Annotated in this window: 18 protein-coding genes and 1 pseudogene; 13 read left to right on the top strand and 6 right to left on the bottom strand. The window is 69.0% G+C overall.

What is annotated here, in order from left to right:
• Entirely contained in the window at positions 1-1,011 is a 1,011-nt protein-coding gene (locus VIR15_RS14790) for an ABC transporter permease (protein WP_331929002.1), read from the bottom strand.
• A gap of 101 nt (positions 1,012-1,112) precedes the next feature.
• Positions 1,113-2,795: an ABC transporter substrate-binding protein gene (locus tag VIR15_RS14785; protein ID WP_331929000.1), complete on the bottom strand. Its 1,683-nt coding sequence runs from the start codon at positions 2,793-2,795 to the stop codon at positions 1,113-1,115.
• A gap of 259 nt (positions 2,796-3,054) precedes the next feature.
• Between VIR15_RS14785 and VIR15_RS14780 the strand changes: the two genes are divergently transcribed.
• The 5 genes from VIR15_RS14780 (at position 3,055) to VIR15_RS14760 (ending at position 9,971) form a co-directional block, all read left to right on the top strand.
• Positions 3,055-3,549 (top strand): (deoxy)nucleoside triphosphate pyrophosphohydrolase, encoded by a 495-nt coding sequence (locus VIR15_RS14780; protein ID WP_331928998.1) that lies wholly within the window; start codon positions 3,055-3,057, stop codon positions 3,547-3,549.
• 13 nt (positions 3,550-3,562) lie between these two features.
• A complete protein-coding gene (gene typA, locus VIR15_RS14775; RefSeq protein WP_331928995.1) occupies positions 3,563-5,461 on the top strand; it encodes a translational GTPase TypA in 1,899 nt (632 codons plus the stop codon).
• Positions 5,462-5,468: 7 nt separating this feature from the next.
• On the top strand, positions 5,469-7,244 hold the full coding sequence (locus VIR15_RS14770; RefSeq protein ID WP_331928992.1) for an ABC transporter substrate-binding protein: 1,776 nt from the start codon (positions 5,469-5,471) through the stop codon (positions 7,242-7,244).
• A 22-nt stretch (positions 7,245-7,266) separates the two neighbouring features.
• Positions 7,267-8,145: an N-acetyl-1-D-myo-inositol-2-amino-2-deoxy-alpha-D-glucopyranoside deacetylase gene (gene mshB / locus VIR15_RS14765; RefSeq protein ID WP_331928990.1), complete on the top strand. Its 879-nt coding sequence runs from the start codon at positions 7,267-7,269 to the stop codon at positions 8,143-8,145.
• Positions 8,146-8,273: 128 nt separating this feature from the next.
• Positions 8,274-9,971 (top strand): VanW family protein, encoded by a 1,698-nt coding sequence (locus VIR15_RS14760; protein ID WP_331928987.1) that lies wholly within the window; start codon positions 8,274-8,276, stop codon positions 9,969-9,971.
• A 105-nt stretch (positions 9,972-10,076) separates the two neighbouring features.
• On the opposite strand, the gene VIR15_RS14755 is transcribed toward VIR15_RS14760, so the two are convergent.
• Positions 10,077-11,135, bottom strand: coding sequence for a GNAT family N-acetyltransferase (locus tag VIR15_RS14755; protein WP_331928985.1), 1,059 nt, complete (start codon positions 11,133-11,135; stop codon positions 10,077-10,079).
• Positions 11,136-11,200: 65 nt separating this feature from the next.
• Between VIR15_RS14755 and fdxA the strand changes: the two genes are divergently transcribed.
• The 4 genes from fdxA to VIR15_RS14735 all read left to right on the top strand — a co-directional run bounded on the left by fdxA (position 11,201) and on the right by VIR15_RS14735 (position 14,566).
• Positions 11,201-11,527, top strand: coding sequence for a ferredoxin (fdxA, locus tag VIR15_RS14750; protein ID WP_331928982.1), 327 nt, complete (start codon positions 11,201-11,203; stop codon positions 11,525-11,527).
• Between the two features lie 7 nt (positions 11,528-11,534).
• A complete protein-coding gene (gene dapC / locus VIR15_RS14745) occupies positions 11,535-12,647 on the top strand; it encodes a succinyldiaminopimelate transaminase (RefSeq protein ID WP_331928980.1) in 1,113 nt (370 codons plus the stop codon).
• Positions 12,648-12,838: 191 nt separating this feature from the next.
• Positions 12,839-14,119 carry a citrate synthase gene (locus VIR15_RS14740; RefSeq protein ID WP_331928978.1) on the top strand — a complete coding sequence of 427 codons (1,281 nt, stop codon included), beginning with the start codon at positions 12,839-12,841 and terminating at the stop codon, positions 14,117-14,119.
• Between the two features lie 84 nt (positions 14,120-14,203).
• Positions 14,204-14,566 (top strand): hypothetical protein, encoded by a 363-nt coding sequence (locus VIR15_RS14735; RefSeq protein WP_331928975.1) that lies wholly within the window; start codon positions 14,204-14,206, stop codon positions 14,564-14,566.
• Here the strand turns inward: VIR15_RS14735 and VIR15_RS14730 are convergent.
• Together VIR15_RS14730 and dapD are read right to left on the bottom strand one after the other, a co-directional pair.
• Positions 14,553-15,431, bottom strand: coding sequence for a hypothetical protein (locus VIR15_RS14730; RefSeq protein ID WP_331928972.1), 879 nt, complete (start codon positions 15,429-15,431; stop codon positions 14,553-14,555). The genes VIR15_RS14735 and VIR15_RS14730 overlap by 14 nt on opposite strands.
• Positions 15,432-15,455: 24 nt before the next feature.
• Positions 15,456-16,385: a 2,3,4,5-tetrahydropyridine-2,6-dicarboxylate N-succinyltransferase gene (gene dapD, locus VIR15_RS14725; RefSeq protein WP_331928970.1), complete on the bottom strand. Its 930-nt coding sequence runs from the start codon at positions 16,383-16,385 to the stop codon at positions 15,456-15,458.
• A 72-nt stretch (positions 16,386-16,457) separates the two neighbouring features.
• On the opposite strand from dapD, the gene dapE reads away from it, so the two are divergent.
• From dapE to VIR15_RS14705, 4 genes are all read left to right on the top strand, one after another.
• The gene (dapE, locus tag VIR15_RS14720) at positions 16,458-17,567 is read left to right on the top strand and encodes a succinyl-diaminopimelate desuccinylase (protein ID WP_331928967.1); all 1,110 of its coding nucleotides are present in this window, start codon (positions 16,458-16,460) and stop codon (positions 17,565-17,567) included.
• A gap of 211 nt (positions 17,568-17,778) precedes the next feature.
• A complete protein-coding gene (locus tag VIR15_RS14715; protein WP_414654967.1) occupies positions 17,779-18,540 on the top strand; it encodes an LOG family protein in 762 nt (253 codons plus the stop codon).
• On the top strand, positions 18,537-18,947 hold the full coding sequence (locus VIR15_RS14710) for a DivIVA domain-containing protein (RefSeq protein ID WP_331928965.1): 411 nt from the start codon (positions 18,537-18,539) through the stop codon (positions 18,945-18,947). Before VIR15_RS14715 ends, VIR15_RS14710 begins: the two co-directional genes overlap by 4 nt.
• Positions 18,944-20,191: a putative hexosyltransferase gene (locus tag VIR15_RS14705; protein ID WP_331928962.1), complete on the top strand. Its 1,248-nt coding sequence runs from the start codon at positions 18,944-18,946 to the stop codon at positions 20,189-20,191. The genes VIR15_RS14710 and VIR15_RS14705 overlap by 4 nt, the downstream gene beginning before the upstream one ends.
• Positions 20,192-20,353: 162 nt before the next feature.
• Here the strand turns inward: VIR15_RS14705 and VIR15_RS14700 are convergent.
• Positions 20,354-20,575 (bottom strand): annotated as a pseudogene (locus VIR15_RS14700) (enoyl-CoA hydratase); the annotation flags it as partial.

Here is a 20,575-nt window from a genome sequence, read left to right as displayed (position 1 = left end):
TCACCTCGTCCTAATGCGGGGGTCGATGACGGCATAGGTCATGTCCACGATGAGGTTGACGACGACGAAGATGGCGGCCGCGGCCAGGATGAGCACCTGGAGGACCGGATAGTCACGCAGCTCGATACCGGATGCGAGGGCCTGCCCGATTCCGGGATAGCTGAAGACCCGTTCCGTGAGGACCGCTCCGGCCAGCAGGGCCCCCGTCTGCAGGCCGATCGTCGTGACGACGGGCAACAGCGCGTTCCGCAGGATGTGCCTCCCGCGGATCACCCTCGAGGTGAGTCCCTTGGCGTTGGCGGTTCGGACGTAGTCCTCCTCGACGACGTCGAGCACCGAGGCCCGGGTGATCCGGAAGATGACGGCGAAGGGGATCGAGGCCAGGGCGATGGCGGGGAGGATGAGGTGCCTGACGGCGTCCCAGGCCGCGTCCCACTCCTGCGTGAGGATGCCGTCCAGGACGAAGAACCCGGTGACCCTGGTCGCGTCAATCGTCGGATCCTGACGTCCGGAGACCGGTAGCCATTGGAGCTCGACGGCGAACCAGTGCTTGAGCATGAAGGCGAGGAAGAAGACGGGCACCGCCACGCCGACGAGCGAGCCCATGACGGACACGTTGTCGAGCCAGCTGTTCTTGCGCCGCGCGGCGTAGTAGCCGAGCGGGATGCCGAAAGTGACAGCGAGCAGCATGGCAAGGATGCTGAGCTCGATCGTGGCCGGGAAGCGGGTCAGGAAGATCTCGAAGGAGTCGCGACCCGGGAGCACACCCGTGGACGGACCGAACTCGCCTTGGGCGATGCGGGTGACGTAGTTCCAGTACTGCACGTAGATCGGCTGGTCGAGCCCGAGCGCGTGGGACAGCTCCGCGGCTCGCTCGGGGGTGGACCGCTCACCGAGCAGCGCCGAAACCGGGCCACCGGGCAGGGCTCGCAACCACATGAAGAGCAGCATCGAGAGGACCACGACCACGCCGCCCATCTGGAGCAGCCGTCGCACGAGGTATCGCAACATGGTCAGGCGCCATCCTTTCTCACGACGGGGGGCCGTCCCAATCTTGGGACGGCCCCCGGCCGATGTGAAGTGTCCCTACCTGATGAGGTCTCGGGTGGGGATCACTTGCCGCTGACGGTTACCGTGTCGAACTCCTCGGCTGTCAGCGGGGACGCGACCAGGCCCTGGACATTCGGGCCGACGACGATCGCCGGCGGGGAGTGCGTCAGCGGCAGACCAGGCAGGTACATCTCCATGATGTCCTTGTTGACCTGCTCGTAAGCGGCGGCGCGCTTGTCCGGGTCGATGATCGCGTCAGCGGCCTTGAGCTTGTCTGACAGCTCCTTGCCCCACGGCTGGCTGTGGGTCTGGAAGTCGTTCTGGTCCGACGAGAAGAAGGTGCCGATGAAGTTGTCCGCCGAGTCGTAGTCGCCGGTCCACCCGACGATCCACGCGTCGAACAGGCCCTGGTCGATGCCCTCGAGGTAGCCGCCGTTCCACGGCTTGGCGACGACCGTGACCTTGACGCCGGCGGCCTCGAGGTCGGTGCGCAGCGCCTCGAAGATCTTCTGCGGGTCTGGCATGTACGGACGTGAGACCTCCGTCGGGTAGGCGAACTGGAGCTGCAGTCCCTCGGCGCCGGCCTCCTTGAGCAGCTGCTGGGCCTTGGCCTTGTCGTACGGGACCGGCTGGAGGCTCTTGTTGTAGCCCTTGACGGTGTCCGGGATGAACTGCGTCGCGACCGAGGCGCCCTCAGGGAGCTGGGTCTTGACGAGCTGGTCCCGGTTCAGCGCGTAGTAGAGCGCCTGGCGGACCTTGAGGTCGGCGAGCTTCGGGTTCTTCTTCGGGTTGAGGCCCATGTAGAGGATGTTGAACGCCGGGCGGACGAGCACCTGGTTGCCCTCGTCCTTGAGGCCCTGCCAGTCGACCGGGTTCGGCAGGTCGTAGCCCTGGATGCTGCCGGCCTTGAGCTCCTGGCGACGGGTGGACTCGTCGGGGATGACCTTGAAGACGAGCTTGTCCAGCTTGGCCTTCTCGCCCCAGTAGTTGTCATTGCGGACCAGCGTCACGGTGCCGTTGGCCTGGTCGTAGCCCTGGAACTTGAACGGGCCCGTGCCGACCGGGTTCTGCGAGTACGCGGGGAAGACGAACCCGTCACCCTGCGCCTTGACGTCGTTGGCGTTGCCCTTCTCCATGGCGGTCGGGCTCTGCATCGAGAACGACGACAGGCTGAGGGCGGTCGGGAACTTCGAGGTGGGCCGGCTGACCGAGATGACGACGGTCGTGGGGTCGGTGACGCTACAGCCCTGGTAGAGCGCGTCGGCCGCCTTGTCCTTGAAGGCACCCATGACGTCGGACCAGTAGGAGGCTGCGCTGCTCTGCGCGGCTGGGTTCTGGTCGAACATCCGCTCGAAGTTCTTGCAGACGGCGTCGGCATTGAAGTCGGTGCCGTCGTGGAACTTCACCCCCGTACGGAGCTTGAAGGTCCACTTGAGCCCGTCCGCGGACGGCGTCGGCAGCTCGGCTGCGAGGCCGGGAATGACCTCGGCGGTGCCGGGCTTGATGCTGAGCAGCCCGTCGAAGATCTGGCGCGTCACGCGGAACGTCTCGCCGTCGGTGGCGTAGAAGGGGTCGAACAGCTTCGGGGCTCCGGCGGCACCAAAGGTGAGGGTGCCACCGCTCGCGCCGCCGCCGTTGGTGGCGCCGGTGGTGCCGGTGTCACGCTCGGACTGGGCGCACGCCCCGAGGGCCAGCGCGGCGGTCGCGAGGATCGCGACCGGGGCGGCCTTCCGGAAGAACTTCATGTTTTACCTCGCTCTAGTGCAAAGGCGGCCCTGGAGTGGGACGGCCAAGAGGAGACCTTCCACGGCAGCACATGGCACCGCCGCGACCGGCTGGGGACGAACCTAGTGAAGATCGGGACGGAAATCCCACATCGCGGACAATGTTTATCCGTCCGATACGCAACCGCGCTTGACGCCTCCTGCAGGCACGGGTCGAGTGACGGGATGACGTGCACGTCGACGGCTGCCGTGCGAGGGGTGTGACACGATCGGTGCCGCCATGAGCCCAGAGGACAGCACAGTGCCGACCGGGTCGACCCACGGCCCACGCTCCTCGCTGCTGCTCGTCGTCGGCGCCGCCATCGTCGACGACCTCGAGCATCCGACTCGCCTGCTCGCGGCGCGGCGCACCGAGCCGTCCTCCCTCGCAGGCGGGTGGGAGCTGCCCGGCGGCAAGGTCGACGCGGGGGAGTCGCCGCTCTCCGCGCTCCACCGTGAGGTGCTCGAGGAGCTCGGCGTGACGATCCGGCTCGGGCGCCACGTCCCCGGTCCGCTGCCCGGCACGACGTGGGCGCTCGGTGACCGCTACGAGATGCTCGTCTGGACCGCCGAAGTCGTCGAGGGCGAGCCCGCGCCGATCGAGGACCACGACGAGCTGCGGTGGCTGGGCCCCGCTGACCTCTACGACGTGGCCTGGCTGCCCGCCGACCTGCCGATCGTCGGGGCGCTCGCCGAACGGCTCGGCGGCGCGTTCAGCGCCACCTCCAAACCCTGAGAGACTGTCCCCCATGCCCTTGCAGACCCGTGCGGACATCCGCAACGTCGCCATCGTGGCCCACGTCGACCACGGCAAGACCACCCTCGTCGACAAGATGCTGTGGCAGTCAGGGGCCTTCGGCGAGCACCAGCACGTCGACGAGCGGGCGATGGACTCCGGGGACCTGGAGCGCGAGAAGGGCATCACGATCCTCGCGAAGAACACGGCGGTGCACTACCGGGGCAAGGCTGCCCTCGAGCGCGGACTCACCGACGGGGCCACCATCAACATCATCGACACGCCGGGTCACGCCGACTTCGGCGGCGAGGTCGAGCGCGGCCTGTCGATGGTCGACGGGGTCGTCCTGCTCGTCGACGCTTCAGAGGGACCGTTGCCACAGACCCGGTTCGTGCTCCGCAAGGCACTCGCCGCGAAGATGCCCGTGATCCTCTGCATCAACAAGGTCGACCGCCCGGACTCCCGGATCGCCGAGGTCGTCGACGAGGCCTACGAGCTGTTTCTCGACCTCGACGCCACCGAGGACCAGATCGACTTCCCGATCGTCTACGCCTCCGCCAAGGCGGGCCGGGCGTCGCTCAACCGGCCGGAGGACGGCGGCCTGCCCGACGGCGAGAACCTCGAGGCGCTCTTCGCGACGATCCTCGACACCATCCCGGCACCGACCTACGACGACGAGGCGCCGCTCCAGGCCCACGTCACCAACCTCGACGCGTCGAACTTCCTTGGGAGACTGGCACTGCTCCGCGTCCACAACGGGACGATCACGAAGGGCCAGCAGGTGATGTGGTGCCGCCGCGACGGCTCCCAGCAGCGGGTCAAGATCACCGAGCTGCTCATGACGGAGGCGCTCGAGCGCAAGCCGGCCGACAGCGCCGGACCAGGGGACATCATCGCCGTCGCCGGTATCCCCGACATCACCATCGGTGAGACCCTCGCCGACCCCGACAACCCGGTTCCCCTGCCGCTCATCACCGTCGACGAGCCCGCCATCTCGATGACGATCGGCACCAACACCAGCCCGATGGTCGGTCGGGTCCGTGGCTCCAAGGTGACGGCTCGGATGGTCAAGGACCGCCTGGACCGGGAGCTGGTCGGCAACGTGTCCCTGCGGATCCTGCCGACCGAGCGTCCCGATGCCTGGGAGGTGCAGGGGCGCGGCGAGCTCGCCCTCGCCATCCTCGTCGAGCAGATGCGTCGAGAGGGCTACGAGCTGACCGTCGGCAAGCCGCAGGTCGTCACCCGTGAGATCGACGGCAAGATCAACGAGCCCGTCGAGCGGCTCACCATCGACACGCCGGAGGAGTTCCTCGGGACGATCACCCAGATCCTCGCCGCGCGCAAGGGTCGGATGGAGCAGATGACCAACCATGGCACGGGCTGGGTCCGCATGGAGTTCCTCGTGCCCTCGCGCGGGCTCATCGGCTTCCGCACCGAGTTCCTGACCGAGACCCGGGGCACCGGCATCGCCCATCACGTCTTCGAGGGCTATGAGCCGTGGTTCGGGCCGATCACGACTCGGATCAGCGGCTCCCTCGTCTCCGACCGCAGCGGAGTCGTCACCGCCTACGCCATGGTCAACCTCCAGGAGCGGGGCACCCTGTTCGTCGAGCCGACGACCGAGGTCTACGAGGGCATGATCGTCGGCGAGAACTCCCGATCCGACGACATGGACGTCAACATCACCAAGGAAAAGAAGCTGACCAACGTGCGGTCCTCGACGGCCGAGAGCTTCGAGAAGATCGTGCCGCCACGCCGGCTCAGCCTCGAGCAGTGCTTGGAGTTCTGCCGCGAGGACGAATGTGTCGAGGTCACCCCGGAGGCCGTCCGCATCCGCAAGGTCGTCCTCGGCGCGACCGACCGTGCTCGCACGGCCGCCCGCGCCAAGGCGGCGGCGAAGGCGGAGGCCTGATCCCACCGTGCACCCCACCCTCCCACTCCGCCTCCGCCGGCTCGGGACCGCCGCCTTGGCGGCGGTCCTCACGCTGGCCGGCGCCGCGGCCTGCACCCCCGAGGACATCGTCGGCTCCCGGCCGGCCAGCGGAACGGGGGAGGCGACGGCCACGGTCGGCCCGCCCCAGGGAGGCGGCACGCTGCAGGTCCTGGTCGCCGGAGACATCGCGACCTGGGACCCACAGCTGTTGTACGTCGGTCCGGAGGCGTTCTTCGCCGAGCGGACGTTCGTGCGAACCCTGACGACCTACGGTGCGGGCGACGACGCGAAGGAGCTCGTCGGCGACCTGGCGACTGACACGGGCAAGGAGTCGAACGGCGGCAAGTCCTGGACCTTCACGCTCCGCGACGGAGTCGCGTGGGAGGACGGCAGCCCGGTCACCTGCGAGGACGTCCGGCACGGCGTCGCGCGAACCTTCGACCGCACCACCCACATCGGCGGCACGAACTACGCAAGCTACCTGCTCGACGTGCCGACGAAGGTCACCTCCGAGGGCGTCGAGAAGCCGGTCTACACCGGACCAGCGGACAAGAAGAACGCCAAGTCCTTTCTCCAGGCCGTCGTCTGCAAGGACCGCCAGATCACCTTCAAGCTGCGTGCCCCTGAGCGCGACTTCCCGCACATCGTCGCCCTGCCCGAGTTCGCGCCGCGGAAGGCAGCCGCCGACACCAAGGAGGCCAAGGCCTCTGTCGCGGTCTTCTCGACCGGGCCGTATCGGCTGGAGGGCAACTGGACGCCTGGCAAGGGCGGCACCTTCGTCCGCAACGAGCACTGGGAGCCGCAGTCCGACCCTGTACGCAAGGCCTATCCCGATCGAATCGTCGTGACCGCGGGGCTCACCGAGGCCTCTGTCATCGAGAGGCTGCTCAACCAGCAGGGCAGCGACGCCCAGGCCGTGTCGTGGGTCAAGGCGTCACCCACCCTGCGCAACCAGGCTGGTCCGGCGCTGCGGGCCCGGATGACCTTCCCCTATACGGGCAGCATCGACTACCTCGCACTCAACATGCGCAGCCCGGTCATGTCGAAGGACGTCGTGCGCCAGGCCTTCGCCCTAGCGACCAACCGGGCCACCTACGTCACGGCCAACGGTGGCGAGGGGGCAGGGTCGCCGACGTGGTCCGTCCTCGGGCCGAGCGTCAGCGAGACGGGCTTCACACCCCCCCAGGGCGCTCGCGTCGAGGGCGACCCCGACGCGGCGCGCGCCCTTCTCCAGAAGGCGGGCCTCAAGCTCCCCGTCAAGGTGCGTGTGGTGCACGCGGAGTCGCGGCTGATCGACAAGGCCTATGCGGCCCTCGAGGCCGGCTGGGAGCGCGCGGGCTTCGACGTCGAGCGCACGGCCGTGCCACCTGAGGAGTACTACAAGACGATCGAAAAGCCTGCCTCCGGCAAGGACTTCGACGTCTTCCGCGGGTCCTGGCTGCCCGACATCCCGTCGGCGAGCGCGGTGCTCCCCGCACTCTTCGATGCCCGCATCAACATCGACTCCTCCGGACCCGGCCAGGACGTCGGCTACTTCGACGACAAGGCCGTGGCCAAGCTCATGGACCAGGCTCAGGCGATGGCCGACCGGGGCAAGCGCGCGGGCCTGTGGGCGAAGGCGGATGCGCTCATTCGCGAGCGGGGCGGTTACGTCGCGCTCGCGGCGACGAAGGTGCTGCACATCCACGGCTCCGGCGTGCTGCACTATGACGACCACGCCGTCGGCGGCATCGTCGACCTCGCCACCGTCGCCGTCCGCTGATGCCCCGGACCCGGAGCCGCCGATGACCCATCGCATCGTCCTCGTCCACGCCCATCCCGACGACGAGACGCTCACCTGCGCCACGACCATGGCACACCACGTGGCTCAAGGCGACGAGGTCCACGTGGTGACCTGCACTCTCGGCGAGGAGGGCGAGGTCATCCCGGCCGACCTGCGCCACCTCGAGGGTCATGCCGATGACCTGCTCGCGCCCCACCGGCGCGGTGAGCTGTCCGCAGCCCTTGCTGCGCTGGGGGCGCACGGCCACCTGCTCGGTGAGGATGGCCTGGGCGCCCGTCGCTACCGGGACTCCGGGATGGCAGGATCGGCGGCGGCTGCTCGCCCGGAGGCCTTCGTCAACGCCGATCTCACGGAGGCCGGTGCGGCCCTCGCCGGGCTGCTCCGCGACGTGCGACCGGACGCCCTCGTCACCTACGACCCCGAGGGTGGCTACCGTCATCCGGACCACATCCAGGCCCATCGGCTCACGCGAGCCGCCCTCGACCAGCTCTCCGATGGCGACCTCCCGGCACTGACCTACGAGATCCGCATCCCGCGCACCTGGGCCGACGAGGACCGCGCCTGGACCCGGGAAGCCGACTCAGCGGCATACGGCCTCGTCGTTCTGGGTCCAGGGGACCCCCATCCGCCCTCGGTGGTGGACGACGACGAGATCACCCACGTCGTGGAGGATCCGAGCACGCGGGCAAGCAAGCTCGCCGCGATGCGGGCGCATGCCACCCAGGTCATCGTCGCGACCGACGACCTCCACGCGCTCTCGAACCTGATCGCGCGGCGGACGACGGACCGAGAGGCGTTCCGGCAGGTCGACCCTCGGACGTGGCGACCCCTGCGCGCCGCTGCCAAGGGCGACGGACCCCTCCGGAACCTCGTCGGGTGACCGATTCACCACAGCGCCGTTGAGCATGCAACCATATGCCCGACCCGAACCAGGCCGCATCCGGGGGAACTTCGCGATCCCCACTCGGATATCGTGCGCTGACGACCTCGCCCCCGCACGGAGAACCCATGGCCCTGAACGACCAACGCGCCACCATCATCCGGCTGGCCATCGCGGCCGCCGTCCTGGTCGGCGGCTACGTCGGACTCGCAGCCTGGTCGGCGCAGCGCCTGCCGTCCACGGCCTCTGTCGGCGGCATCCCGATCGGCGGGCTCTCGGAGGATGAGGCCGAGGACGCGATCGCCACGAAGTCCGAGCCCCTGCTGGCCACCCCGATCTCACTGACCGTCCCCGGTCGGGAGAAGCCCGTCAAGGTCGTGCCGGGCGAGGCCGGCTTCTCGGTCGACCCGGCTGGCACGCTCGACGGCCTGACGGGGTTCAGCCTCAACCCGGTCACCATCTGGTCCCGGCTCGTCGGGTCGGTCGAGGAGCCCCTGCTCACTCACGTCGACGACGACGTGCTGACGGCCCGCCTGTCCAAGCTGGCTCCGTCGGTCGCGACGAAGCCGACCGAGGGTTCGGTGACGTTCAAGGGCGGCAAGGTCAACGTCACCGCGCCGGTGGCAGGACGCACGCTCGACATCGCCGGCACCAAACGCGCTCTGCGCGAGGCCTTCCCGCACTCGACGACCGCGACGGCCGCCGTCGCACCGGTCGAGCCGCAGGTCAGTGGCGAGGCCGTCGCCGCGGCGGCGCGGGACTTCGGCGAGAAGGCGATGTCGGGGCCGATCACGGTCGTCGCCGGCAAGGCCACGGCCACGCTCGAGCCGGAGGACTTCGCTCCAGCCGTGAAGATGGTGCCGGACGGCGACGGGGGACTCGCGCCCGAGTTCAACAAGAAGAAGCTGACCGCCCTCGTGTCGGACAGCCTCGACGTCTCGACCAAGGAGGCGAAGGACGCGACGTGGATCCTCGAGGGCGGCCGCCCCAAGATCGTCCCGTCGGTCGATGGCACGGCGGTCGACGAGTCAACGATCGCGGGCGACTTCATCACGGCGATGACGGCGCCGGAGCGGCGCGTCGAGCTCAAGGTCGTGACGAAGAAGCCGAAGATCACGACCGAGGACGCCCAGAAGGCCGGTGTCAAGGAGGTCATCGTCGACTTCACGTCGCCGTTCCCGACCAGTGACACGTCGCGCACGCAGAACCTCATCGTCGCGAGCCGCACCATCAACGGCACCTACATCGCCCCGGGAGAGACCTTCAGCCTCAACGGGATTCTCGGCGAGCGGACCACGGAGAAGGGTTACGGGGACGGCACGGTCATCATCAACGGCCGGCTCACCCGGGGCACCGGCGGTGGTATCTCCCAGGTCTCCACGGTGATCTACAACATGGCCTACTTCGCCGGGGCCCAGATCCTCGAGTTCACGCCGCACGCCTTCTTCATCCCGCGCTACCCGGAAGGTCGGGAGGCCACGGTCCACTGGCCGAGCGTCGACAACAAGTGGAAGAACAACACCCCCTACGGGATGCTGCTGCAGACGTGGGTGGCTGACGGCAACGTCCACGGGCGGGTGTGGAGCACGAAGCACTGGGATGTCAAGTCGGTCAAGGGCGCTCGTCGCAACGTCGTGGAGCCGAAGACGATCCGCGACGACTCACCGTCGTGCTACCCGCAGCAGGCCAACGCGGGCTTCGACGTCACCGTGACGCGCCAGTGGTACAAGCCGGGCTCATCCTCGCTCGTCAAGAGCGAAGCAGTGCACACGCACTACATTCCCGAGCACGAGATCATCTGCACCGACCCCAACGCGAAACCTTGAGTTTCGTTGGCAGGCATAAAGGCTGACGTATGCCGCTGAGCTGGCTCCCCTCGCACCTGCCCTCCCAGCCCTGCGGCACCCCTCCGGCCGAGGGTGCAGTACGTGTCAGGTGGAGGGCTGGACGAGGTAGGTGTACTCGTGGTGGACGGTGAAGCCGAGTGCCTCGTACATGGCGATCGCGGCGTCGTTGTCCTCTGACACCTGCAGGTAGATCGCCGGCATGCGGTTCTCCCGCGCGATCGTGCCCACTGTCGCCATGACCCTCCGGGCGAGACCCTGGCGGCGGTGGTCGGGGTGGACCCAGAGTCCGAAGACACCGGCCCAGCCGGCATGGAGGGCGAGCCGGGCCACCGCGATGATCCGGCCGTTCGGGTCCTCTCGGATCGAGAGGAACAGCTGGCGCTCACTCCCGGTGAGGACCGCCTCAGTGATCCCCGGGACTGGTGTGCGCCCCTCGCTGTAGGCCCTGAGCCACTCCTCGGAGAGCGTCTTCTCGGCGAGGACCTGCGGTGAGGTGTCGGTGGGGGATGGGAGCCCCGCCGACGGGCCGGTCATGACCAGAACCCTGGACCAGTCCGGTCGTCCGCCGCCGACCGTGTAGCCCCGCTCGACGAGGGCCTGCGCCACCGGGTGGTCGGCGATGGTGAAGCGTGCCGGGCCGCTGACCTGGAACATCGTCGTCTGGTCGCGGTCGGCATACCACTGCTCGCAGTGGTCGAAGGCGCTGTCGAGGGGAACCCCCGGGTCGCCGACGACGAGCACGGAGTTGGCCCGACCCGTGTAGCCGGGGGCCGACCGGAGCAGCCACGACCCCAGCGCGGCCTGCTCGACCGCCACCCAGCCCTGGGCGGCGACCAGGGCGAGGTCGTCGACAGAGACGCGCAGGTGGGCCGGACCGGGGCGCGTCGCGGGTGGAGGGACGGGCTTGGCGGCGACGACGTCGCGTCGGGGCACGGCAACGCGCCCGCGCCTCGTGTCGATGACGAGGACGTCGTCGGTGCGCACGGCGAGGCGTCCGATCACGTCGGTGGCACCGGCCTCCGGTGTGTCGACCAGGCGCTGGCGCACGACGACCCGAGTGCCCACGGTCAGCCGGGCCGACGGGTCGGGCTGACCGTCAGCTCCCGTCTCAGCGATGGGGTGGTCCGGGTCGCGGCCGATCATGTCCGGCATACTAGGCCGAGCACAACCATCGCACTCTCATCGCTCCTGTAGGAGGTCCGGTCTCCATGACCTACGTCATCGCCCAGCCCTGCGTCGACCTGAAGGACAAGGCCTGCATCGAGGAGTGTCCGGTCGACTGCATCTACGAGGGCAGGCGGTCGCTCTACATCCACCCGGACGAGTGCGTGGACTGCGGTGCCTGTGAGCCGGTATGCCCCGTCGAGGCGATCTACTACGAGGACGACGTGCCGGAGGAGTGGGCCGACTACTACAACGCCAACGTCGAGTTCTTCAACGACCTCGGCAGCCCGGGTGGCGCCGCCAAGCTCGGCATGATCGACAAGGACCACCCGTTGATCGCGGCCCTGCCGCCGCAGGAGCACGACGAGTGAGCGCTGGGTGATCGACCGCTCCCTCCCCGACTTCCCGTGGGACTCGCTCGCGCCCTACAAGGCGCGAGCGAGCGCGCACCCGGACGGAATCGTCGACCTGTCCGTCGGCACTCCGGTCGACCCCACACCAGCCTTCGTCCGCGCGGCGCTCGTCGAGGCCGCGGATGCCCCCGGTTACCCGGTGACGGTCGGGACGGAAGAGGTCCGTGAGGCGATCTGCGCGTGGTTCGAGCGCCGTCGCGGGGTGCCGGGGCTCGAGCCCTCGCAGACCATTCCCACGATCGGCAGCAAGGAGCTGGTCGCCTGGCTCCCGACGCTGCTCGGCCTCGGCCCGGGTGACCTCGTCGGCATTCCCGAGGTCGCCTACCCGACCTATGACGTCGGTGCCCGGCTCGCCGGCGCCTCGAGCGTCGTGGCCCAGTCGCTGACCCGCCTCGGGCCGCTGACCCGGGCGACCACCCCGAAGCTGCTGTGGCTCAACAGCCCCAGCAACCCCAGTGGCCAGGTCCTCGGCGTCGAGCACTTGGCCAAGGTCGTGTCGTGGGCACGCGAGCACGGCGTCATCGTGGCCAGCGACGAGTGCTACGCGGAGCTCGATTGGCGTCGCGGGCAGCTCGGCCGAGCGACGCCCAGCGTGCTGCACCCGGATGTCTGCGGTGGTGACCACACGGGACTGCTCGCCGTCTACTCCCTCTCCAAGCAGTCCAACCTGGCGGGCTACCGCGCCGCCTTCGTCGCCGGGGACCCGGAGCTCGTGGCGCGGATCCTCGAGGTACGCAAGCACGCGGGGATGATGATGCCCGGGCCCGTCCAGCATGCGATGGCGGGCGCGCTGCGCGACGACGCACACGTGGCGGAGCAGCGCGACGTCTACGGACTGCGTCGTGAGGTGCTCGTCGAGGCGGTTCAGCGAGCGGGCCTGCGGATCGACCACTCCGAGGCGGGCCTCTACCTCTGGGCCACCCGCGAGGAGGACTGTTGGGCAACGGTTTCCGAGCTGGCAGACCGGGGCATCCTCGTCGCTCCGGGGAGCTTCTACGGTCCTGCCGGGCGCCAGCACGTCCGGATCGCCCTCACGGCGACCGACGAGCGGATCAAGGCGGCCTCCGGCAGATTCTGACCACTCGACGCAGTGACCGGGGCGCGGACTGCACCCCAGACGCCAAGCGAGCCCAGCGGCATACGGAATCGTCTTTACCCTCCACGCACGCCAAGGTGCGGACCGGCTTACCGGCACCCGACTGCGCTGGGGTAGCGTGCTTTGCGGACACCCCCGGCCCACCGGTCGGTTCTCGAGGAGGCGATGAGGCAGTGACGAACGCAGTGGACGCGACACTCAAGGTCGGGGACAAGGAGATCACGTTCCCGGCGGTCGACGCCGTCGAGGGCAGTGATGGGATCGGGGTGGGCTCGCTCCTCAAGGAGACCGGCCTCGTGACCTACGACGTGGGGTACGTCAACACCGCCTCGTGCAAGAGCGCCATCACCTTCATCGACGGTGACAACGGCATCCTGCGCTACCGCGGCTACCCGATCGAGGAGCTCGCCGAGAGCTCCAGCTTCGTCGAGGTCTGCTATCTGCTCATCTACGGCAAGCTGCCGACGGGTGAGGAGCTGGCGACGTTCGAGGACCTGATCAGCAGGCACACGATGCTCCATGAGGACCTGCGGGCGTTCTTCAACGGCTTCCCGCGCGACGCGCACCCGATGCCGGTGCTCTCCTCAGCTGTCTCTGCCCTCGGCACCTTCTACCAGGACAGCCTCGACCCCTTCGACGAGGAGCAGGTCGAGATCAGCACGATCCGCCTCCTCGCGAAGCTGCCGACGATCGCCGCCTACGCCTACAAGAAGTCGGTCGGCCAGGCCTTCATCTATCCGGACAACTCGCTCGACTTCGTCGAGAACTTCCTTCGGATGACGTTCGGCGTCCCGGCCGAGCCCTACGAGGTTGACCCCACCGTCGCCAAGGCGCTCGACCTGCTCTTCGTCCTCCACGCCGATCACGAGCAGAACTGCTCGACCTCGACGGTCCGCCTCGTCGGCTCCGCCCACGCCAACCTGTTCAACTCCGTCTCGGCCGGCATCCATGCGCTGTCCGGCCCGCTGCACGGTGGCGCGAACCAGGCCGTCCTCGAGATGCTCGGCGACCTGCAGGCCTCCGGCGAGGACCCGAAGTCGTTCATGAACCGGGTCAAGAACAAGGAGGACGGCATCCGCCTGATGGGCTTCGGCCACCGGGTCTACAAGAACTACGACCCGCGCGCCGCCATCATCAAGAAGGCGGCCGACGAGATCCTCGCGAAGCTCGGCAAGAACGACCCGCTGCTCGACATCGCCAAGCAGCTGGAGGAGATCGCCCTCGCCGACGACTACTTCGTCGAGCGTCGCCTCTACCCCAACGTCGACTTCTACACGGGCCTGATCTACAAGGCGATGGGCTTCCCGTCGAAGATGTTCACCGTGCTCTTCGCGATCGGTCGCCTCCCCGGCTGGATCGCCCAGTGGCGCGAGCTGATGAACGACCCGGAGACGAAGATCGGCCGTCCTCGCCAGATCTACACCGGCGAGCCGGAGCGCCACTACCGGGCCTGAGACCTCGACTGCGCTCGCACCCCAGTCAGCGTGTCGGGGCGCGCGATCGGAGAGTGGCGGCAAAGTGGGGGCAGAGTGGGGCGCATGGCCTCCTACTCCGTCAACTCCGCTGCCGTCGCGCACGTGCACGGCCTCATCGACAAGCGGCGCTACGTCCTCGACTCCGAGTGGGGCGAGGTGCAGCCCGACGCCGCGGCGCAGAACACCTACCTCAAGCGGCACTCGTGGGAGGAGTACGCCGCCTGGCACCTCGGGCTGACCGAGGGCGCGAACGACGAGACCAAGGCGCGGTACGCGTTCGTCTGCGGAGACTTCAGCCGGGTGCACCGGTCCGGGCTCATCGCGTGCGTCTACCGGGCGGCCGAGTGGCGGCACAAGGCGGTCGAGCGAGCGGCCTACGAGCTGTTGCAGGCGCTCGACGCCAAGGCTGGCATCACTGCAGAGTGATCGTCACGGTGGTCGATGCCGCGCCATCGGTCCACGCGCTGTCGCGGTCAGCCCGGTCCCACGCCCGCTCCCCGACAGCCACAGCCGTCACCCCGAAGTGCGCGGCGCGTGCGGCGGCCCAGTGGCCGACCGCCCACGCGAGCCGCTGGTCGGGCGCAGTGACGGTCAGGGCGCCGTCGGAGGCCTGCGCCTGCGTGATGCCCATCTCCGTGGCGAGCGCATCCGCCACCGTGGCGGGCTTGGCGTGCGAGGTCGCGTCCTCGAGGGCGCAGGTGAGTCCGGCGGGGGAATGGCCAGTCAGCGCCGACGCGAGGACGCGGCCCTGACCCTCGTGGTCCCGGTAGGCCTCCGGGAAGCCGCTCCGCTGGACCTTCTGGGCGATCTCGGTGATGTCGGCGGTCTCGTAGCCCTTCACCTTGATGAGCGCGTCATAGAACTTGTTGGTCGAGTAGACCGGGTCCATGATCTGCTTCGCGGTGCCCCAGCCCTGGCTCGGTCGCTGCTGGAAGAGCCCGAGCGAGTCGCGGTCGCCATAGCTGATGTTGATGATCTTCGACTCCTGGTAGGCCGTCGTCAGGGCGATGGTCGCCGCTCGCGGGGGCAGGTCGCGCTTGATCGACAGCGCCGCGATGAGGGCGGCGTTGCCCGTCTGCTCGGGGTCGAAGCTCTCCGTCATGCCGGCCGCACGGATGGTGCACCGTGACGTGCGAATGCTGTCGACGAGGAACTGCGAGGCGAACCACCCGCCGCCCACCACCACCGCGACAACCGTGAGCAGCGCGATGCGCCCGCGGTGCCGACGGCGTCGCGGGTGGCTGGTCACGCCGGTCTCGTCGAGGACGAGCCCGAGGCGGTCGTTCGGCATGTGTCCCTCAGGTGTCGGCGGCTGTCAGTCGTTGGCGTGGAGCGCCTCGTTGAGGGAGATTCCCGTACCCTTCCGGTCCCGGGCCTCGACGGCACCGGTCTCGCTGTTGCGGATGAACAGGATGTTGCTCGTCCCCGAGAGGTCGCGGGCCTTGACGACGCTGCCATCCGGCAACGTCACCTTCGTCCCTGCGGTGACGTAGAGACCAGCCTCGACGACGCAGTCATCACCGAGAGAGATCCCGACGCCACCGTTGGCTCCGATGAGGCAACGGTCGCCGATCGCGATCCGTTCCGTGCCGCCGCCGGAGAGCGTCCCCATGATCGACGCACCGCCGCCGATGTCAGAGCCGTCGCCGATGACGACACCCTGGACGACCCGCCCCTCGACCATCGAGGCCCCGAGCGTGCCGGCGTTGAAGTTGCAGAACCCCTCGTGCATGACGGTCGTACCGACCGCGAGGTGGGCGCCGAGCCGGACGCGGTCGGCGTCCGCGATCCGGACGCCCGACGGGACGACGTAGTCGGTCATCCTCGGGAACTTGTCGACGCCGAAGACCTGGACCGGGCCGGTCGCGCGCAGACGCAGCCGGGTCTGCTCGAAGCCCTCGACGGCACAGGGCCCGTGGTTGGTCCACACGACGTTGGCGAGGGTGCCGAAGATGCCGTCGAGGTTGATCGTGTTGGGCTGGGCCAGTCGGTGGGACAGCAGGTGCAGCCGCAGGTAGGCGTCAGAGGCGTCGGCGGGCGGGGCATCGAGGTCGATCTCGACGCGTCGGACCTCAGTGCGGACGCGGCGCCGCTCGTCGGGCCCGGCGAGGGCATCGAGGCCCTCGGGTGCGGAAGCGTCCTCAGGCCGGAGCCCCATGGCGGGCGACGGGAACCACGTGTCGAGGACCTGTCCCTCCGCGGTGATCGTGGCGAGTCCGTATCCCCATGCGCTGCGCTCAGACATGGGCTCAAGGGTATGGGGGCCGCGTCGTGGGCGTGAACGTGGCCCGATGCGCGACATGGGTAGCCTTCCCGTATGCCGCTCAGCTCAGTTCCCGGGACCACCACCGCTCTCGACGTGTCGAGTGACGTCACCTCGCTGACCGCGGCGATCTGCGACATCGAGTCGGTGAGCCGGAACGAGGCCGCGCTCGCGGACGCCGTCGAGTCGGCGCTGCTGGCGCTCGGTCATCTCGAGGTGGTCCGCGACGGCGACACGGTGATCGCCCGGACGAACCTCGGCCGGCCGGAGCGCGTCATCCTCGCCGGCCATCTCGACACGGTCCCGCTGACCAGCCCACCGAACCTGCCGACGCGTCTTGTCGGTGATGTGCTCTGGGGCCGCGGCACCGTGGACATGAAGGGTGGCGTGGCGGTCATGCTCAAGGTCGCCGCGCAGGTCACCGAGCCGGCGCGTGACCTGACCTTCCTCTTCTACGAGTGCGAGGAGATCGAGGCCGAGCTCAACGGCCTGGCCCGGGTCGGGGCGAACCGCCCGGACCTGCTCGCTGGTGACTTCGCCGTGCTCCTCGAGCCGACCGCCGGGGGCATCGAGGGCGGCTGCAAGGGGACCATGCGGGTCGACGTCGTGACCACCGGCGTCGCGGCCCACTCCGCTCGTCCATGGAGCGGTCACAACGCGATCCACGACGCGGCCCAGGTCCTGGCCCGGCTCTCGGCCTACGAGGCGGAGACGATCGAGGTGGACGGCCTCGAGTACCACGAGGCGCTCCAGGCGGTCGGGATCAGCGGCGGGATCGCGGGCAACGTCATCCCCGACCGGTGCACGGTGTCGGTCAACTACCGCTTCGCTCCGGACAAGGACACGGAAGCCGCGTTCGACCACGTCCAACAGGTCTTCGAGGGCTTCGACTGCACCTTGGGGGACGCCGCAGACGGGGCCCGCCCGGGCCTGCACCTGCCCGCAGCCCGTGACTTCGTCGCCGCCCTCGGTCTGCCGGTCAACCCCAAGGAGGGGTGGACGGACGTCGCTCGCTTCTCCGCGCTCGGGATTCCCGCGGTCAACTTCGGACCCGGCGACCCGAACCTCGCCCACATGGACGACGAGCGGTGCCCGGTCGAGCAGTACGAGGAGGCGGAGCGCGCGCTGCTCCGCTGGCTCACACCCTCCACCCCGATCGAGTGAACAACTCTTGTGCCGCCTGACCGATCGAGTGAACGAATTCCGGGCCCGAAAGCTGTTCACTCGACAAGGGAGGGGTGGGCTGGGAGCCAGCTGAGCGGCATACGGAACATCGAGGCTTAGGGTGGTCCCCGTGAGCGAGCACGACACCGGTCATCAGGACGACGTCGCGAGTGACCCGGGGGTCCGGCCGGACGAGAAACCCTCGTCTCGTGTGGCAGACGTGGTGCGGCGCTCGGGTCCGGTCGTCCTGCGGCGGGGCAGTGTCCCTCGCACCACGACGGACCAACGTCTTCTCGACCGCCGCCAGCCGACCGACTGGCTCCACGCGGACCCGTGGCGTGTCATGCGGATCCAGTCGGAGTTCGTCGAGGGCTTCGGCGCGCTCGCCGAGCTGGGGCCCGCGATCAGCGTCTTCGGCTCGGCGCGGTCCCGGGTCGGTGACCAGGCCTATGCCATGGGCGTCGAGGTCGGTCGCCTCCTCGCCGAGGCCGGTTACGCCGTCATCACCGGTGGGGGACCGGGCACCATGGAGGCGGCCAACAAGGGCGCCTACCTGGGCGGCAGCACGTCGGTGGGACTCGGCATCGAGCTGCCGTTCGAGGCCGGTCTCAACGAGTACGTCGACCTCGGCGTCAACTTCCGGTATTTCTTCGCGCGCAAGACGATGTTCCTCAAGTACTCGCACGGCTTCATCGTCCTACCGGGCGGATTCGGCACTCTGGACGAGCTCTTCGAGGCGGTGACGCTGGCTCAGACGCACAAGGTGACGCAGTTCCCCGTCGTGCTCATGGGGACCGCGTACTGGAAGGGCCTGCTCGACTGGCTGCGCAGCTCTGTCCTCGAGGCAGGCATGATCGGCGAGGAGGACATCGACCGGCTCGTGGTCACCGACCTCCCGGAGGAGGCGGTCGCCGCCATCCAGGCCCATGAGGACCAGCCCAACGGCACGATTCGAGCGGAGCGGCCCGAGTGAAGTGGTTCATCCTGCTCGTCGCCATCGTCGTCCTCTGCTTCGTCGTCGCGCTGATGCTGGGCCTCGGCGGTGGCATGGGCCGGCCGACCTCATCGCTGAGCCATGAGCCGCTCCCCGAGGGCGACCTGCATGACGGGGACCTGGACGAGCTCAGGTTCGACGTGACCGTCCGCGGCTACCGGATGAGCCAGGTCGACGGCGTCGTGGACCGGCTGCGTCGGGAGCTGCGCGAGAAGGACGAGCACATCGCCTTCCTCCGGTCCGGGTCGGTTCGCACGCCGGAGGAGCCCGCTGCGGAGGAGCCCGACGCGGAGGAGCCCGACGCGGAGGAGCCCGCTGCGGAGGAGCCCGACGTGAGCGACGACGAGCACGAGCGAGCCCAGCCGCACGACTCGCCGAAGGCATGACGGTCACGGACCCGGCGCGACGCCTGACCGTCACGGATGCGTGGCGCCCACGCCGGACGTTCATCCTCCGGGTCCTCGCGCTCTACGCAGCATGCCGCATCGTCACGACGGTGATCCTGCTGCTCGTCATGCAGCGGCAGGCCCCAACAGGCATGACGGGCGGCGACGACATCCCCGTCACGTACTTCCCGTTCACCGCGCTGTGGGACGGACAGTGGTACCAGACCATCGCGACCGAGGGGTATCCGGACCACGTCCCGCGCGGCGAGGACGGCGGCGCCCAGCAGAATGCGTGGGCGTTCTATCCCCTCTTCCCGTTCGCTGCCCGGGCGTTCATGGCGGTGACCGGTCTCGAGTTCCCCGCGGCGGGCTCGATGATCGCGCTGCTGTGCGGCTTCGGCGCGGCTGTGCTCATGGGGCTGCTCCTCCGCGAGCGCATCGGCGAGGCGGCGGCCCTGGTCGTCGTCGTGCTGTGGGCCTCGTTCCCCGCGTCGGTGACACTGCAGCTCGCCTACACCGAGTCGGTCGCCATGCTTCTCCTCGTCGCGTACCTGCTCGCCCTGGCCCGGGAGCGCTGGCTGGTCGCGGCTGGGATCGCGGTGCTCGTCGGGCTGACGCGCCCGATCGCCGTGCCTCTCGGTGTCGTCACCTTGGTGGCGCTGTGGCTGAGATGGCGCGCACGCGACGACCGGCCCATCGAGAGACGCGAGTATGCCGCTGGGCTCGCCTCCCTCGTCGCGTGCGGTGTCGCGGGGTTCCTCTGGCCCGCCATCGCGTGGGGCGCCACGGGCGAGCGGTCGGCCTACACCGACACGATGGGTGCGTGGCGCGGCTCCGGGGTGGTCGAGCCGTTCGGTCCCTGGCTGGGAATGTCCAAGTACGTGTTCGGCGAGACGTGGGGACCGGTCTGGCTGGTCGTCGTCCCCCTCGTCATCCTCGCGATGGTCGTCGGGCCGTGGGCCAGGGGACTCGGGATGCAGCTGCGAACGTGGTCTGTGGCGTACCCGGCTTACCTCGCCGCGGTGCTCGACCCCTTCACGAGCATCTTCCGCTACCTCATCCCGATGTTCCCGCTCCTGGCCGTCATGGTCGGCGCCGGCTGGGAGGACCGCCGGGGCACCACGTGGCCAAGGTTGCTCGTCCGGACAGTGCCGCTCCTCGTGCTGTTCATCGTCGGGCAGTACTACTGGACGGACATCCTCTGGCGCTACGTCCCGTCCCCGACCGGCGACTACCCGCCCTGACGATCGCCGCCCGGGACCCCAACGCACGAATTTCGCCGAGGCGAAGTTGGGGTGCCGTTGCGAAGGGGGCAACGTTCGAGAGCGCGGGAGGGCTGGGACTGCGCGTGCGCGCGGAGCGAGCTCAGCGGCATACAGCCAAAGAAGTGAGCCGTCGACGGTGGCTCAGCGGCCTGAGAAGGTGGGCTGTTCCTTGGCGAGAAAGGCGTCGACAGCGATCTGGTGGTCCGCGCTCCGACCGGTCAGGGCCATCAGCTCCGCTTCGTGGGCCAGCGCGTTCGCGAGGTCGGTGCCCGCGCTGACGGCGACGGCGCGACGGATCGACCCGTAGGCGAGCGTCGGACCGGCCGCCAGCGACGTCGCGAGCTCCGTTACGACGCCATCGAA

It is taken from the genome of Intrasporangium sp. (genome assembly GCF_036566125.1).
In the GTDB taxonomy this organism is placed as follows: domain Bacteria; phylum Actinomycetota; class Actinomycetes; order Actinomycetales; family Dermatophilaceae; genus Intrasporangium.
This window is presented reverse-complemented; position numbering and strand designations above follow the sequence as displayed.

What these genes read in the sequence shown, in the direction of transcription:
- VIR15_RS14785 (WP_331929000.1), bottom strand. Translation starts at nt 2,795, where the DNA reads ATGAAGTTCTTCCGGAAGGCCGCCCCGGTCGCGATCCTCGCGACCGCC.
- VIR15_RS14735 (WP_331928975.1), top strand. Translation starts at nt 14,204, where the DNA reads ATGGCCTCCTACTCCGTCAACTCCGCTGCCGTCGCGCACGTGCACGGC.
- VIR15_RS14730 (WP_331928972.1), bottom strand. Translation starts at nt 15,431, where the DNA reads ATGCCGAACGACCGCCTCGGGCTCGTCCTCGACGAGACCGGCGTGACC.
- dapE (WP_331928967.1), top strand. Translation starts at nt 16,458, where the DNA reads ATGCCGCTCAGCTCAGTTCCCGGGACCACCACCGCTCTCGACGTGTCG.
- VIR15_RS14705 (WP_331928962.1), top strand. Translation starts at nt 18,944, where the DNA reads ATGACGGTCACGGACCCGGCGCGACGCCTGACCGTCACGGATGCGTGG.
- dapD (WP_331928970.1), bottom strand. Translation starts at nt 16,385, where the DNA reads ATGTCTGAGCGCAGCGCATGGGGATACGGACTCGCCACGATCACCGCG.
- fdxA (WP_331928982.1), top strand. Translation starts at nt 11,201, where the DNA reads ATGACCTACGTCATCGCCCAGCCCTGCGTCGACCTGAAGGACAAGGCC.
- VIR15_RS14755 (WP_331928985.1), bottom strand. Translation starts at nt 11,135, where the DNA reads ATGATCGGCCGCGACCCGGACCACCCCATCGCTGAGACGGGAGCTGAC.
- VIR15_RS14790 (WP_331929002.1), bottom strand. Translation starts at nt 1,011, where the DNA reads ATGTTGCGATACCTCGTGCGACGGCTGCTCCAGATGGGCGGCGTGGTC.
- mshB (WP_331928990.1), top strand. Translation starts at nt 7,267, where the DNA reads ATGACCCATCGCATCGTCCTCGTCCACGCCCATCCCGACGACGAGACG.
- typA (WP_331928995.1), top strand. Translation starts at nt 3,563, where the DNA reads ATGCCCTTGCAGACCCGTGCGGACATCCGCAACGTCGCCATCGTGGCC.
- VIR15_RS14760 (WP_331928987.1), top strand. Translation starts at nt 8,274, where the DNA reads ATGGCCCTGAACGACCAACGCGCCACCATCATCCGGCTGGCCATCGCG.
- VIR15_RS14780 (WP_331928998.1), top strand. Translation starts at nt 3,055, where the DNA reads ATGAGCCCAGAGGACAGCACAGTGCCGACCGGGTCGACCCACGGCCCA.